Here is a 17,437-nt window from a genome sequence, read left to right on the forward strand (position 1 = left end):
CTTCCACTCGCCGCTGATGGAGCCGATGCTCGACGCCTTCCGCGAGGTGGCCGAGCGTATCGCTTACGCGCCCCCGGTCATCCCGGTCGTGTCCAATCTGACCGGACAGCTCGCCACCGGCGACGAGTTGGCGTCGTCCGAGTACTGGGTCCGTCACGTCCGTGACACCGTCCGTTTCGCCGACGGCGTCACCGCACTGAACGCCCACGGCGTGACGCGTTTCCTGGAGATCGGCCCCGACGGCACCCTCACCGCCCTCACCCGTACCGTGCTCGGTGACGCCGCCGACCGTTTCGTCTGCCGCCCCCTCCAGCGCAACGACCGGCCCGAGGCCGACGCGCTGTTCGCGGCCGTGGCCGCGCTGCACACCGCCGGAGTCCCGGTCGGCTGGGACGGCGTCTTCGCCGGGGTGCGTCCCGCACCTCTGCCCACGTACGCCTTCCAGCGCTCCCGGTACTGGCCCGAGCCGCGCCGGGGAGCAGACGCAGCGACCGGTCCCAGGCCGGTGGCGACGGCCGGGGAGGAGGCGTTCTGGCACGCCGTGAACCGGGGTGACATCGACGAACTCGCCGGTGTGCTGGGCCTCGAAGACGGCGCGCTGGACGGAGTCGTGCCCGCGCTCTCCGCCTGGCACCGTGAGGAGGTGCAGCGGACCGAGTCGGACTCCTGGCGCCATCGCGTCCGGTGGGACCGCCTGGAGCTGGACAACGGCCCTACGGTCCGCGGCCGTTGGCTGCTGCTCCAGTCCGGTGACGGTGCGGCGTTGCCCGGCATCGAGGAGTTCGTGCCCGGGGTCGAGCGCGTCGACTGCGCCACCGATGCGGGCCGGGAGACGCTCGCCGGGCTGCTGCGTGCCGCGGCCGCCGACGCGGAGCCCCTGGCCGGTGTGCTCTCCTGCGCGTCGGACGTCGGCACCGCCCTCGCCCTCGTGCAGGCCCACGCCGACGCCGCGCTCACCGCCCCGCTGTGGCTGGTGACCAGCGGTGCCGTCGCCGTCGGCGGTGGCACCGAGGCGGCCGTCGATCCGGGGCGGGCCGCCGTGTGGGGCCTCGGACGGGTCGCCGCGCTGGAGCACCCGGACGTGTGGGGAGGCCTTCTCGACCTGCCGGCCCGGCCGGACCGGCGCTCGCTCGCCCGGGCCGCCGCGGTGCTCGACGCCGCGGGCGAGGACCAGGTCGCCGTCCGCGGCGGCGACGTCTACGCCCGCCGGCTGGTGACCGCGCCCGCACCCGACGTCACCGCGCGGTGGACGGCACCGGAGCGCGTACTGATCACGGGCGGCACCGGCGCCCTCGGGACGCGCATCGCCCGCTGGACTGTCGAACACGGCGCCCGCGAGCTGGTGTTGACCAGCCGACGCGGCCCCGAGGCACCGGGCGCGGACGGCGTGCGGGACGAACTGCTCGCGCTCGGGGCGCGGGTGACCGTGGTCGCCTGTGACATGGGGGACCGGGACGCCGTCGCGCGACTGCTCGCCGACCACCCCGTCGACGCCGTGATGCACTGCGCGGGTGTCCTCGACGACGACGTGATCGCCACGTACACCCGCGACCGGCTCGCGGCCGTGCTGGCCGCCAAGGCGGACGCCGCCGACCATCTCGACGAACTGACCCGCGACAGCGGCCTGTCGGCCTTCGTGACGTTCTCCTCCATCGCCGGAGTGTGGGGCAGCGGCGGCCAGGCCGCCTACGCCGCCGCCAACGCCCACCTGGACGCGCTCGTCGAACGCCGCCGTGCCCGGGGCCTGACCGGCACGTCCGTGGCCTGGGGACCGTGGGCCGGCACCGGCATGGCCGCCGACGAGACCGCCCGGACGCTGCTGGAACGGCGCGGCCTGCGCCCGCTCGACCCGGATGCCGCGCTGACCGCGCTGGACCGCGCCCTGGCCGCCCGGGACGTCACCGTGGTCGTGGCGGACGTGGACTGGGAGCGGTTCGGGCCCGCGTTCACCACCGGCCGGCCCAGCCCGCTGCTCGCCGCACTGACGTCCGGCACCACCGAGACCCCTGTCCCTGGCCCGGCCTCCGGCCAAGGCGGTGCCCTGCGCGAACGCCTCGCGTCGCGCACCGCGGAGGAGCGCGACGCCGCCCTGCTCGACCTGGTGTGCCGTCGTGCCGCCGCCGCGCTCGGCCACACGGACCCGGCCGCCGTCGCCGTCGGGCGGGCCTTCCGGGAGATGGGTTTCGACTCGTTGACCGCCGTCGAACTGCGCAACGACCTCACCGCCGAGACGGGCGTCGCCCTGCCCACCACCCTGGTCTTCGACCACCCCACCCCGCTCGCCGTGGCCGCGCACCTGCGGGACGCGCTGTTCGGGACCGCGCAGGAGCGGCACGAGGTCACGGTGCGGACCACCGACACCGACCCGGTGGTCGTCGTCGGCATGGGCTGCCGTCTGCCGGGCGGCATCGACGGGCCCGACCGGTTGTGGGAGCTGCTGGCCGCCGGCGGTGACACCGCCGGCGGGTTCCCCGAGGACCGTGGCTGGGACCTGGCGACGCTGCGGGAGGCGAGCGACACGGCGGCCGGGGGCTTCCTCACGGAGGCCTCCGCGTTCGACGCCGCCTTCTTCGGCATCAGCCCGCGCGAGGCACAGGCCCTCGACCCGCAGCAGCGGCTCGTCCTGGAAACCTCGTGGGAGGCCCTGGAGCGCTCCGGGATCGCGCCCACCACGCTGAAGGGCTCCCGCACCGGTGTCTTCGTCGGCGCCGGAAGCTCCGGCTACGCCGCCGGCCTGACCGAGGTGCCGGAGGGACTCGGCGGTCACCTGCTGACGGGTCAGGCGGGCAGCGTGGTCTCCGGCCGTGTCGCCTACGCGCTCGGCCTGGAGGGTCCGGCCGTCACCGTCGACACCGCCTGCTCCTCCTCGCTGGTCGCCCTGCACCTCGCCGCGCAGTCCCTGCGTTCCGGCGAGTGCGACCTCGCCCTCGCGGGAGGCGTCACCGTCATGGCCGACCCGGGTGCCTTCGTGGAATTCAGCGTCCAGGGCGGTCTCGCGCCCGACGGCCGCTGCAAGGCGTTCTCCGAGGACGCCGACGGCACCGGCTGGGCGGAGGGCGTGGGCGTCCTCGTCGTCGAGCGGCTGTCCGACGCGCGCCGCAACGGCCACCGTGTGCTGGCGGTGGTCGAGGGTTCCGCCGTCAACCAGGACGGCGCGTCCAACGGCCTGACCGCGCCCAACGGCCCGTCCCAGCAGCGGGTCATCCGCCAGGCGCTCGCCTCCGCCGGACTCACCCCGCAGGACGTCGACGCGGTCGAGGCGCACGGCACCGGCACCACCCTCGGCGACCCGATCGAGGCGCAGGCCCTGCTCACCGCGTACGGCCAGGACCGTGCCGAGGACCGGCCGCTGTGGCTCGGCTCCGTCAAGTCCAACCTCGGGCACACCCAGGCCGCGGCCGGTGCCGTCGGCGTCATCAAAATGATCCTGGCCCTGCGGCACGGCACCCTGCCGCGCACCCTGCACGCCGGCCGGCCGTCCTCGCGCGTCGACTGGGACAGCGGGCGGGTGCGACTGCTGACCGAGGACGTCGCATGGACCGCGGGCGACCGTGTCCGCCGGGCGGGCGTCTCCGCCTTCGGCCTGTCGGGCACCAACGCCCACGTCATCCTCGCCGAACCGGCCCCGACGGCCGAAGAGTCCACCGTGCCGACCCGCACCGCGGGAGACACCGGACGGGCCGCCGCCCTCCCCTGGCTGCTCGGCGCCCGCAGCGCCCCCGCCCTGCGCGACCAGGCCGCCCGGCTCCTCGCCCACGCCGACCGGCACCCTGACGCGGACCCCGCCGACATCGCGCACGCCCTCGCGTTCACCCGTGCCCCGCTGGAGCACCGGGCCGTCGTCACGGGCCGCGACCGGACCGCCCTGCTGGCCGGGCTCCGGACACTCGCGGACGGCGGCACCCATCCCGCCGTCGTCACCGGGAACACCCTCGCCGCGGGCGGCACCGCGTTCCTCTTCGCCGGCCAGGGCACCCAGCGGCCCGGCATGGGACGGGGCCTCTACGACACCTTCCCGGCCTACGCCGACGCCTTCGACGCCGTCTGCGGCCACTTCGACGGACTGCTGCCCCGGCCGCTCGCCGAGATCGTGCACGGCGCCGACGCCGAGCCGCTGCACCGCACCGAGTACGCCCAGCCCGCCCTGTTCGCCGTCGAAGTCGCCCTCCACCGTCTCGTCGAATCCTTCGGGGTGCGGCCCGCCCACCTGCTCGGCCACTCCGTCGGAGCGATCGCGGCCGCCCACGTGGCCGGAGTGCTCGGCCTGCCCGACGCCTGCCGGCTCGTCGCCGCGCGCGGCCGGCTCATGCAGGCGCTGCCCGAAGGCGGCGCGATGATCGCCCTGCAGGCCGCCGAGGAGGAGGTGCTGCCACTCCTCGACGGGCACGAGGACGTCCTCGGTGTCGCCGCCGTCAACGGACCCCGCTCCGTGGTCGTCTCGGGCGACGAGGACGCCGCCACCGGCATCGCCGCCCGCTTCGCGGCGCGGGGCCGCAAGACGACCCGCCTCAAGGTGAGCCACGCCTTCCACTCCCCGCGCATGGAACCGATGCTCGAGGAGTTCCGCGCCGTGGCGGCCTCCGTCGCGTACGCGGAACCGCGCATCCCCGTCGTCTCCGACCTCACCGGCCGCCTCGCCGGGCCCGGCGAGCTGACCGACCCCGAGTACTGGGTGCGGCACGTGCGGCACACCGTGCGGTTCGCCGACGGCGTCACCACGCTCGAGGACCTGGGCGCCGGCCGCCTGCTGGAACTGGGGCCCGACACCACCCTGACCGCCCTCGCCCAGGGCGCCTGGCGGGGCACGGCCCCCGTCGCGGTGCCCACGCTGCGCGACGACCGCGATGACGCGGAGACGCTGCTCACCGGCATCGGCGCCCTCCACACGCACGGAGCGGACGTCGACTGGCGCGCCGTCCTCGGCACCGTCGCCACCGGCGCCCGTCCCGTCGAACTGCCCACCTACGCCTTCCGGCACCGGCCGTACTGGATCGAACCCACCGCGTCCGGCGACCCGGCCGCCGCGGGACTCGTACCCGCCGGGCACCCGCTGCTCGGCGCGGTCGTACCGTCCGCGGTCGACGACACCCTGCTGCTCACCGGCCGCCTCACCACCCGCGGCACGGGCTGGCTCGCCGCCCACCGCATCGAGGGCACCGCCGTCGTACCCAGCACCGCTCTGCTCGAACTCGCCCTGGCCGCGGGCATCCACGCCGACCGCCCGCAGGTCGGCGAACTCGTCCTGGAACGCCCGCTGGCGCTGCCCGAGCACGACGGTGCCGCCCTGCACATCCGGATCGAGGCACCCGACGCCCGCGGCGACCGCGCCTTCGCCATGCACGCGCGGCCCGCCGGCGACACCACCGTGGAGTGGACCCGGCACGCCACCGGCGTCCTCACCGCCGAGACCGCGCCCGAACCGGCCCACGACCTCACCGCCTGGCCGCCGCCCGGCGCGCGGGAACTGTCCACCGACGGCCTGTACGCCCGGCTGCGCGAGGCCGGACTCGACTACGGGCCCGTCTTCCAGGGCCTGCTGGGCGCCTGGCAGGACGACGACGCCGTGTACGCGGAGGTCGCGCTGCCCGAGTCGGCCGCCGCCGACGCTGCCCGGCACGACCTGCACCCGGCGCTCCTGGACGCCGCCCTGCACCCGCTGGGCCTCGGCGCGTTCGACGGCCTCGGCGACGGGCGCGTGCTCTTCTCCGCCGGCCCGGCCCGGCTGTTCGCCACCGGCGCCACCACACTGCGCGTCCGCCTGGAACGTACCGGCCCGGACAGCCTCGCCCTCACCGCCGCCGACGCGGTCGGCGCCCCCGTCCTCACCATCGGCTCCCTGCTGCTGCGCCCGGCCAAGGGCGGCCCCGCCCCGGAAAACACCGCCCCGCAGACCGGCCACCACGAGACCGCGCCCGCCACCGAGCCCGTGCGCCGCCGTGCCGCCGCCCGCACCCAGCCGCCCGGCAGCCTCCTGGAACGCCTCGCCGCCCGGCCCGCCGCGGAACGCGAACGCACCCTCCTCACCACCGTCCGCGACCGCGTCGCCGCCGTCCTCGGGCACGGCGGACCCGACGAGGTGGAACCCCAGCGCCCGTTCACGGACCTCGGCCTCACCTCCCTGACCGCCGTCGAACTGCGCAACGGCCTCAGCGCCGCACTCGGCGTCACCCTGCCCGCCACCCTCGTCTTCGACCACCCCACGCCGGCGGCGCTCGCCCGGCACCTCGCCGACGACCTGTTCGGCACCGCCGGCGCCGGCACCACCGCCGCCGTACGGCGCCCCGTCGACGACGACCCGATCGCCGTCGTCGGCATGGCCTGCCGCTACCCCGGCGGCATCGCCGGCCCCGACGACCTGTGGGACCTGGTGCGCGCCGGGGCGGACGGCATCTCCCCGCTGCCCACCGACCGCAACTGGAACCCCGAGCGGCTCTACCACCCCGACCCCGACCACCCGGGCACCGTCTACACCCGCGAGGGCGGCTTCCTGCACGACGCGAGCCGCTTCGACCCGGCGTTCTTCTCCATCAGCCCCCGCGAGGCCCTCGCCATGGACCCGCAGCAGCGGCTGCTCCTGGAGGTGACCTGGGAGGCGCTGGAACGCGCGGGAGTCGACCCGCACGCGGCCCGCGGCTCCGCCACGGGCGTGTTCGCCGGCGTCACCTACCAGGACTACGTGAGCATCCTCGCGGCCTCCGACGACAACTTCGAGGGGTACGTCGGCACCGGCAACTCGCCGAGCGTCCTGTCCGGCCGCATCTCCTACGCGCTCGGCCTGGAGGGCCCGGCCGTCACCGTCGACACCGCCTGCTCCTCCTCGCTGGTCGCCCTGCACCTCGCCGCGCAGTCCCTGCGCCAAGGGGAGTGCGAACTCGCCCTGGCCGGCGGTGTCACCGTGATGTCGACGCCCGGCTCCCTCATCGAGTTCAGCCGGCAGCGCGCCCTCGCCGAGGACGGCCGCTGCAAGCCGTTCTCCGCGGACGCCGACGGCGCCAGCTGGGCCGAGGGCGTCGGCATGGTCGTCCTCGAACGGCTCTCCGACGCGCGCCGCAACGGCCACCGGGTCCTCGCCGTCGTGCGCGGCTCCGCCCTCAACCAGGACGGCGCGTCCAACGGCCTCACCGCGCCCAACGGCCCGTCCCAGCAGCGGGTCATCCGCCAGGCGCTCGCCTCCGCCGGACTCACCCCGCAGGACGTCGACGCGGTCGAGGCGCACGGCACCGGCACCACCCTCGGCGACCCGATCGAGGCGCAGGCCCTGCTCACCGCGTACGGCCAGGACCGTGCCGAGGACCGGCCGCTGTGGCTCGGCTCCCTCAAGTCGAACATCGGGCACAGCCAGGCCGCGGCCGGGGTCGGCGGCGTCATCAAAATGGTCATGGCGCTGCGCGAAGGCCTCCTGCCGCGCACCCTGTACGCCGACAACCCGACCCCGCACGTCGACTGGAGCGCCGGACACGTCCGCCTGCTCACCGACGAACAGCCCTGGCCCGACACCGGCCGCGCCCGCCGGGCCGGCGTGTCCTCCTTCGGCATGAGCGGCACCAACGCCCATGTCATCGTCGAACAGGCCCCCGGCACCGCCGAACCGACCGCCGCGCGCACCACCCTGCCCGCCGTGCCCGTCCTGCTGTCCGCGCGCACGCCCGCCGCGCTGCGCGCCCAGGCCGCCCGCCTGCGCACCCACCTGCGCACCCGGCCCGGAACCCCGCTCACCGACGTCGCCTACACGCTCGCCGTCGGACGTGCCGCCCTCACCCACCGCGCCGCCGTCCTCGCCGACGACGCGGCGCGGCTCGACGAGACCCTCGCCGCCCTCGCCGCCGACGCACCGCTCACCACGCCCGTCCCGGTCGGCAGCGCGGTACCCGGCGGCGCGGAACCCGTCCTCGTCTTCCCCGGACAGGGCGCCCAATGGGCCGGCATGGCCCGTGAACTCCTCGACGAGTCGCCGGTGTTCGCCGACTGGATCGACCGCTGTGAGCAGGCACTCGCCCCGCACGTCGACTGGTCCCTGACCGCCGTACTGCGCGGCGGGCAGGACGCCGCCGACCTCGGCCGCGTCGACGTCGTCCAGCCCGCCCTGTGGGCCGTCATGGTCGCCACCGCCGCCCTCTGGCGCGCACACGGCGTCCGCCCGGCCGCCGTCGTCGGCCACTCCCAGGGCGAGATCGCCGCCGCCTGCGCCGCCGGGGCCCTCACCCTGGAGGACGGTGCCCGCGTCGTCGCCCTGCGCAGCCGCGCCATCACCCGCATCGCCGGAACCGGCGGCATGATGTCCGTGCCGCTGACCGCCGACGACACCCGTGCCCGCATGGAGCCGTGGGCCGGCCGCCTCGCCGTCGCGGCCGTCAACGGACCCGCCTCCGTCGTCGTCTCCGGCGAGGCCGCGGCCCTGGACGAGCTGCACACCGCCCTCACCGCCGACGGCGTCCGCGCCCGCAAGGTCAACGTCGACTACGGCTCGCACTCCGCGCAGGTCGAGGCGATCCGCGACACCGTCCTGGAGGCCCTCGACGGTCTCGCCCCGCGCGAGGCGGAGATCCCCTTCCGTTCCTCGCTCACCGGTGACTGGCAGGACACCACCGGACTCGACGCCGCCTACTGGTACGGCAACCTGCGCGAGACCGTCCGCTTCGAGGACGCCGTCCGCGGCCTGATCGCCGCCGGACACCGCACCTTCATCGAGGTCGGCCCGCACCCCGTGCTCGCCGTCGGGCTGCGCGACACCCTCGACGCTGCCGGCGTGGACGGCGCCGTCCTCGGCTCGCTCAGGCGCGACCAGGGCGGCCCGCGGCAGTTCCTCGCCGCCCTCGCCGAGGCCCATGTGCACGGCGTGGACGTCGACTTCGAGGCGGTCTTCGACGGCACCGGCGCCACCCGGACCGACCTGCCCACCTACCCCTTCGAGCACGGGCGCTACTGGCCCACGGTCCGCGAACGGGCCGCATCCGGCGCCGCCGAGAGCGACGCCCTCACCGCCGGCTCCGTGGAGGCACGCTTCTGGGAGACCGTCGAACAGGAGGACCTGGAGAGCCTCACGGACACCCTCGACCTCCCTGCGGACGCCCCCCTCAGCAGCGTCCTGCCCGCCCTGTCCCAGTGGCGCCGCACCCGCAGGGAACGCGCCACCACCGACGCCTGGCGCTACCGCGTCGCCTTCAGCCCCCTCGACACCGGCCCGGCCGCCCTCACCGGCACCTGGCTGCTCGTCGCCCCCGCCGACGCGGCCGGGCACACCGCCCTCGCCGACACCGTCGCCGACGCCCTCACCGCGGGCGGCGCCCGCACCGTCCGACGCGTCAGCCTGCCCGACGGGACCCCCGACCGCACCGCCCTCGCCGACCTGCTCACCGGCGCCGAGGACGCCGGACCACCCGCCGGCGTGCTGTCCCTGCTCGCCCTCGACACCCGCGACCACCCCGGACACAGCGCCGTTCCGCCGGGACTCGCCGCGACCCTCGCCCTCGTCCAGGCCCTCGGCGACCTCGGCATCGACGCACCGCTGTGGTGCGCCACCCGCGGAGCCGTCACCGTCGGCGGCGCCGACCCCGCGCCGGACGCCCGCCAGGCACTCGTCTGGGGCCTCGGCAGGGTCGCCGCCCTGGAACACGCCGACCGCTGGGGCGGCCTGATCGACCTGCCCGCCGAACTCGACGCCCGCTCCGCCACCCGCCTCGCCGCCGTCCTCGCCGACCCCGGCGAGGAGGACCAGATCGCGCTGCGCGCCACCGGCGCCCACGGCCGCCGCCTGGTCCACGCCCCCGGCGCGGACGTCCCCGCCGAGGCCTGGCGGCCCCGCGGCACCGTCCTGGTCACCGGCGGCACCGGCACCCTCGGCGGCCACGTCGCCCGCTGGCTCGCCGACCGCGGCGCCACCCACCTGGTGCTGGCGGGCCGCCGCGGCGCCGACGCACCCGGCGCCACCGGACTGCGCGACGAACTCGCCGACCGCGGCGTCGAAGTCACCCTCGCAGCCTGCGACGTCTCCGACCGCACCGCCCTCGCCGAACTGCTCGCCGCACTGCCCGCCGACCGCCCCCTGGACGCCGTCTTCCACGCGGCCGGAGCCCTCGACGACGGCGTACTCGACTCGCTCACGCCCGACCGCATGGACCCGATCCTGCGTGGCAAGGCCACCGCAGCCCGCAACCTGCACGAACTCACCCGCGACCTCGACCTGTCCGCGTTCGTGCTGTTCTCCTCCACCGCCGGCGTCCTGGGCGGCGCCGGACTCGGCAACTACGCCCCCGGCAACGCCTACCTCGACGCCCTCGCCGCCGAGCGCCGTGCCGCCGGGCTGCCCGCCACGGCCGTCTCCTGGGGCCTGTGGGCCGACGGCGGCATGGTCGGCGACAGCGCCGGGGACCGCATGCGCCGTCACGGCGTCCACCCCATGGACACCGCCGCCGCCTGCGACGCCCTCGGCCGGGCCCTCGACCTCGGCGACACCCACGTCGTCGTCACCGACCTCCGCTGGGACACCTACGCCCCGTCCTTCACCGCGCCCCGCCCCAGCCACCTCCTCGACGAACTGCCCGCCGCCCGCGCGGCACTGGACGCCGCACGGCAGACCGCCGGGCCCGGCGACGACGACACCTCCTCCCTCCACGCCCACCTGGCCGCCCTGCCCGAGTACGAACGGGCCGACGCCGTCCTGCGGATCGTGCGCGGACACGTGGCCGGGGTCCTCGGCCACCCCGGCGCGGACGCCGTGGAACCCGAACGCCCCTTCACCGACCTGGGCATCGACTCGCTCAGCGCCGTCGAACTGCGCAACGGCATGAACCGCATCACCGGTCTCCGGCTGCCCAGCACCCTCGTTTTCGACCACCCCACCTGCCGTGCCCTCGCCGACTTCCTGCTCGCCGAGGTCGCCGAGGTCGCAGGCGCCACCGCACCCGCCACCGACGTCGCCCCGCACCGGGCGACCGACGACGACCCGATCGCCGTCGTCGCCATGGGCTGCCGCTTCCCCGGCGACATCCGCACCCCCGAACAGCTGTGGCAGATGCTCCTCGACGGCGAGGAGGGCCTGGTGCCGTTCCCGGAGGACCGGGGCTGGAACCTCGACGCCCTCCACGACCCCCGGCCCGGCAAGGCCGGCACGGTCTCCACCCGCACCGGCGGCTTCCTCACCGACGCCGGCGGCTTCGACCCGGCGTTCTTCAACATCTCGCCCCGTGAGGCGGTGGCCATGGATCCGCAGCAGCGTCTGCTGCTGGAGATGGCCTGGGAGACGTTCGAGCGGGCCGGCATCGACCCGCGCACCCTGCGCGGCAGCCGCACCGGCGTGTTCGCCGGCACCAACGGCCAGGACTACACCGGCATGCTCGCCGCCTCCGGTGAGGACTTCGAGGGCTACATGCTGACCGGCAACGCCGCCAGCGTCGTCTCCGGCAGGCTTTCCTACACCTTCGGCCTGGAGGGCCCGGCGGTCACCGTCGACACCGCCTGCTCCGCCTCCCTGGTCGCCCTGCACCTCGCCGTGCGGTCCCTGCGCGCCGGGGAGTGCGACCTCGCCCTCGCCGGCGGCGTCACCGTCATGGCCTCGCCCGGTCTGTTCGTGGACTTCAGCCGTCAGCAGGGGCTGGCGGCGGACGGCCGGTGCAAGGCGTTCGCGGACGCGGCGGACGGTACGGGCTTCTCCGAGGGCGGTGGTCTGCTGCTGGTGGAGCGGCTGTCGGACGCGCGGGCGAACGGGCATCCGGTGCTCGCGGTGGTGCGGGGTTCGGCGGTCAACCAGGACGGTGCGTCCAACGGGCTGAGCGCGCCGAACGGTCCGTCGCAGCAGCGGGTGATCCGGGCCGCCCTGGCCGACGCGGGGGTGCCGGCCGGTGAGGTGGACGCGGTGGAGGCGCACGGGACGGGGACCCGGTTGGGCGACCCGATCGAGGCGCAGGCGCTCCTGGCCACCTACGGTCAGGAGCGCGCGGGAGATGCTCCCGTGTGGCTGGGGTCGGTGAAGTCGAACGTCGGTCACACGCAGGCGGGTGCCGGTGTGGCGGGCGTGATGAAGATGGTGCTGGCGATGCGGCACGGGATGCTGCCGGCCACCCTGCACGTCGACCGGCCCAGCGAGCACATCGACTGGTCCGCCGGCCGCGTCGAACTCCTCACCGAGGCCCGGGAATGGCCGGAGACGGGGGAGCGCCCGCGGCGCGCCGGTGTGTCGTCGTTCGGCATCAGCGGCACCAACGCGCACGTGGTGCTGGAGGCGGTGTCCGAGGCCGAGACGGCCGAGGCGGCGCCGCAGGCGTGGACGGGACCGGTGCCCTGGGTCCTGTCCGCCCGCAGCCGCGACGCCCTGCGCGCCCAGGCCGCCCGACTCCTCGACCACGTCACGCGGTCTCCCGGGCTCACCGACGCCGACCTCGGCCTCTCGCTCACCGCGACCCGCGCCGTCTTCGAGCACCGCGCCGTCGTCCTCGGCACCGACCGCGCCGCGCTCACCGACGGACTGCGCCTGCTCGCCACCGGCGACACCGGACCGCACACCGTCACCGGCACGCACCGAGGCGAGGGAAAGACCGCCTTCCTGTTCTCCGGACAGGGCGCCCAGCGCCCTGGAATGGGACGCGGCCTGTACGAGGCGTACCCCGTGTACGCGGACGCCTTTGACGCGGTCTGCGCCCACTTCGGTGACGACCTGCGCGCCCTCGTCCTCGGCGACGACGCCGAGCGGCTGCATCGCACCGAGTGGACACAGCCCGCGCTGTTCGCCGTGGAGGTGGCCCTCTACCGCCTGCTGGAATCCTGGGGCGTGCGGCCCGACCTCGTCGCCGGGCACTCCGTCGGCGAGATCGCCGCCGCCCATGTGGCCGGCGTGTTCTCCCTCGACGACGCGTGCGCCCTGGTCGCCGCCCGCGGCCGGCTCATGCAGGAACTCCCCTCCGGCGGCGCCATGTTCGCGGTGGAGGCCGCCGAGGAAGAGGTGCTGCCGCTGCTGGAGGGACAGCCGCACGCCGGCATCGCCGCCGTCAACGGCCCCTGCTCCGTGGTGATCTCCGGCACGGAGGACGTCGTCGCCGGCATCGCCTCCCGGCTCGCCGCACAGGGACGCCGCACCACCCGTCTGCGCGTCGGCCACGCCTTCCACTCGCCGCTCATGGAGCCCATGCTCGACGCCTTCCGCGACGTCGCCGCGGGCATCTCCTACGAGCCGTCGCGCATGGCGGTCGTCTCCAACGTGACCGGTCGTGCCGCAGCTCCCGGCGAACTGCAGGACCCGGAGTACTGGGTCCGCCACGTCCGGGAGGCCGTCCGCTTCGCCGACGGTGTCGCCACGCTCGCCGAGCTCGGTGCCGACCGCTTCGTCGAGGTGGGCCCCGACGGCACCCTCACCGCGATGGCGCAGAACTGCCTGCCGGACGCCGGACACACGCTGTTCGTCCCGGCGCTGCGAAAGGACCGCGACGAACGCGAGACGCTTCTCGACGCCCTCGCCCGCGCCTTCGCGCACGGAGTGGCCGTCGACTGGCCCCGCCTCTTCGACGGCACCGGCGCCCGGATCACGCAGCTGCCGACCTACCCCTTCCAGCGCCGCCGCTTCTGGCCCGGCCCGCCCGTCCTGCTCGGCGACGTCACCACGGCGGGACTCGGCACGAGCAGCCACCCGCTGCTCGGCGCGGCCGTGGAACTCGCCGACGGGGCCACCCAGGTGTTCACCGGCCGCCTCGCGCTCGGCTCCAGCCCCTGGCTCAGGGACCACGCACTCACGAGCACCGCCCTGTTCCCCGCCACCGGCTTCCTGGACCTGGCCCTGCACGCGGGCGCCCGGACCGGCTGCGAGCAGGTCGCCGAGCTGACCATCCTGGCCCCGCTCACCCTGCCGGACCGGGGCGGCGTGCAGGTCCAGGTGCGCGTCGAGGCACCGGACGCCACCGGCGCCCGCCCGCTGACCGTGCACGGCCGGCCCGACGACGCCGAGCCCGGCGCCCCGTGGACCCTGCACGTCAGCGGCCTGCTCACGGACGCCGCAGAACCGGCCGTCATGCCCTACGACTTCACCGTCTGGCCGCCCGAGGACGGCGAGGAGGTGCCGCTCGACGGCTTCTACGAGGCGTTCGCCGACCGGGGCCACCTCTACGGCCCCCTGTTCCAGGGCCTGACCCGGGTGTGGAGGCGTGGAACGGAGGTGTTCGCCGAGGTCGCACTGCCCGACGGGGCGACCCCCGCCGCCGACGTCTTCGACCTGCACCCCGCCCTGCTGGACGCCGCCCTGCACACGGTGATGTTCGTGCCGATGGAGGACGCCGGACGCCTGCCGTTCTCATGGAACGACGTGCGCCTGGACGCCGTCGGAGCCTCCGCGCTGCGGCTGCGCATGGTCCAGGAAGGCCCAGAGGCCGTCGGCCTCGCCCTCGCCGACCCGGAAGGCCGCCCGGTCGCCTCCGTCGGCTCGCTCACCCTGCGCCAACTGACCGGTGACCTCGCGGGCTCCACCGTCGGCGCACCCGCCCTCCGGGGCCTGCACGAACTGGAGTGGCAGCCGACCACCACCCCGGCCGCCCCGGCCACGACGACCGCGTGGACCGTCGTCGGCGCGGCCGAGGCGGACGAACTGGCCGCCGCGCTGAACGCCGCCGGACACACGGCACGCTCCGTGCCCGGCCTGGACACCCTCGCCCAGGCCGGGGCGGTCCCCGACACCGTCCTGTACGCCGTACCGGTCGCCGCCGTCCCTCCGGAGCCCGAGGCGTCCCCGGGCGCACTCGCCGACGCCGCCCGCGCCACCGCCGGCCATGCCCTGGACACCCTGCGGCGCTGGCTGGATGAGCCCGCCTTCCTGCACGCCCGGCTCGCCGTGGTGACCCGGCGCGCCGTCCCCGCCCCGCCCCGGCCCGCCGACCCGGCGCAGGCCGCGGTGTGGGGCCTGGTGCGGGCGGCCCGCACCGAGAACCCCGGCCGTCTCGTCCTCGCCGACACCGACGGCACCGCCCCCTCCCTGGCGGCACTGCCCGACGGGCTCGGCGACACCGCCTTCGAACTCGCCGTGCACGACGGCACGGTGAGCACCCCGCGCATCGTGCCGCTCGCCGCCGACCGGGCTCTCACCCCGCCCCCCGGCACCGGGGCCTGGCGCCTCGGCATCGAGCGCAGGGGCACCCTGGAGAGCCTGCGGCTCGCGCCCTGCCCGGAGGTCACCGCACCCCTCGCACCGAACGAGGTCCGCATCTCGATGCGGGCCGCCGGCGTAAACTTCCGCGACGTCCTCACCGCGCTCGGCATGTACCCCGGCGACGCCACCGCGATCGGCCTGGAAGGCGCGGGCGTCGTCAGCGAGGTGGGCGACGCCGTCACCTCACTCGCCCCCGGCGACCGGGTGATGGGCATGTTCGCCGGGGCCTTCGGACCCGTCGCGATCGCCGACGCCCGCATGGTCGCGCCCATCCCCGAGGGCTGGAGCTTCGCCGAGGCCGCCACCGCCCCGATCGCCTACCTCACCGCCTACTACGCGCTGGTCGACCTCGGCGGGCTCCGGTCCGGCGAGAGCCTGCTGGTGCACGCCGCGGCCGGTGGCGTCGGCTCCGCCGCCGTACACCTCGCCCGCCACCTCGGAGCCGAGGTGTACGGCACCGCGTCCCCCGCCAAGTGGGACGCCCTGCGCGCGGCCGGCCTGGACGACGCGCACCTCGCCTCCTCCCGCGACCTCGGCTTCGAGGAGCGGCTGCGCACCGCCACCGACGGCCGCGGCTTCGACGTCGTCCTCGACTCCCTGGCCCGGGAGTTCGTCGACGCCTCACTGCGGCTGCTGCCGCGCGGCGGCCGGTTCCTCGAGATGGGCAAGACCGACGTACGCGATCCGGCTCGGGTCGCCGCCGACCACCCCGGAGTCGCCTACCGCGCCTTCGACCTGGTCGAGGCCGGACCCGACCGGATCGGCGAGATCCTCACCGACCTCGTCGGCCTCTTCGGCCGAGGGGTTCTCAAGCCGCTGCCGATGGCCGTGTGGGACGTGCGCCGGGCTCCGGAGGCGTTCCGCTTCCTCAGCCAGGCCCGGCACGTCGGCAAGGTGGTCCTCACCCTGCCGGCCGCGCCCGACCCCGAGGGCACCGTCCTGCTCACCGGCGGGCTCGGCGGGCTCGGCCGGATCACCGCGCGCCACCTCGTCGCCGAACACGGCGTCCGGCACCTGCTCCTCGCCGGCCGCCGGGGCCCGGACGCGCCCGGCGCCGCCGAGCTGCGGGCCGAACTCGCCGCCCTGGGAGCCGAGGTGACCGTCGCGGCCTGCGACGTGGCCGACCGCACCGCGCTCGCCGCGCTCCTCGCGGGCATCCCCGCCGACCGGCCGCTGACCGCCGTCGTGCACACGGCCGGTGTCCTCGCCGACGGCGTGCTGTCCTCCGTGACGCCCCAGAGGCTCGCGGAGGCGATGCGTCCCAAGGCGGACGCGGTGGTCGCCCTGCACGAGCTGACCCGCGGCCTCGACCTGGCCCGCTTCGTGGTCTTCTCCTCCGTCGCCGGCACCTTCGGCGGCGCGGGACAGGCCAACTACTCCGCCGCCAACGCCTTCCTTGACGCCTTCGCCCACCACCGGCGCGCCCAGGGCCTGCCGGCGACGTCCCTCGCCTGGGGCACCTGGCTGCCCGATGCCGGCATGACCGGGGAACTCGGCGACGCCGACCGCGAACGCCACGCCCGCACCGGCATGGTGCCGCTCGACGCCGCCCACGGCATGCGCCTGCTGGACGCGGCCGCCGGCTCCGACCGGGCCGCGCTGCTGCCGATGGACCTCGACCCGGCAGCCCTGCGCGCACACCACGACGCCCTTCCGGTGCTGCTGCGCGGCCTGGTGCGCACCCCCGCCCGCCGCCGCGCGAACACCGCCGCCGCGGCGCCCGCCGCGCACGCATCGCGCACCCTGGCCGAACGGCTCGCCCCGCTGTCCGCGGCGGACCGCGAGCAACTGCTCCTGGAGGTGGTCGCCGAACAGGCCGCCGCCGTCCTCGGACACGGCTCGGCCGCCGAGATCGACCCCGAGCAGACCTTCCAGGAGCTCGGCTTCGACTCGCTGACCGCGGTCGAGCTGCGCAACCGGCTCGCGTCCGCCACCGGACTGCGGCTGCCCGCCACCCTGGTCTTCGACCACCCGACCGCCCTCGCCCAGGTCCGGCACCTGCTGGGCGAACTGCCCCTGCCCGAACCGCCCGGCACCGCGCAGGCGCTGCTGGGCGAGATGGACCGCCTGGAGAACGCCCTCGACGGCTCCGGCGTGGCCGGCGAGGACCGCGACAAGGTCACCGCCCGGCTGCGCGATCTCCTCGCCCGCTGGCAGGGCGAGCCCGTCGCCCCGGCCGCAGACACTCCCGCCGACGAGGACGAGGAACTGGCCGGGGTCGACAGCGCGGGCGACCTCTTCGATCTGATCGACCGCGAGCTGGGCGACGCATGAGCGCACCGCCGGTCCCCCCGCACGCACCCGACGCCCCGGCCC

1 protein-coding gene is annotated in these 17,437 nt (G+C 76.0%); it reads left to right on the plus strand.

The features are described from left to right. The first annotated feature begins 16 nt into the window (after positions 1–16). Positions 17–17,395 carry a type I polyketide synthase gene (locus AC3ET3_RS33330; protein WP_435613487.1) on the plus strand — a complete coding sequence of 5,793 codons (17,379 nt, stop codon included), beginning with the start codon at positions 17–19 and terminating at the stop codon, positions 17,393–17,395. Positions 17,396–17,437 lie beyond the last annotated feature (42 nt).

It is taken from the genome of Streptomyces sp. bgisy159 (assembly GCF_057707805.1).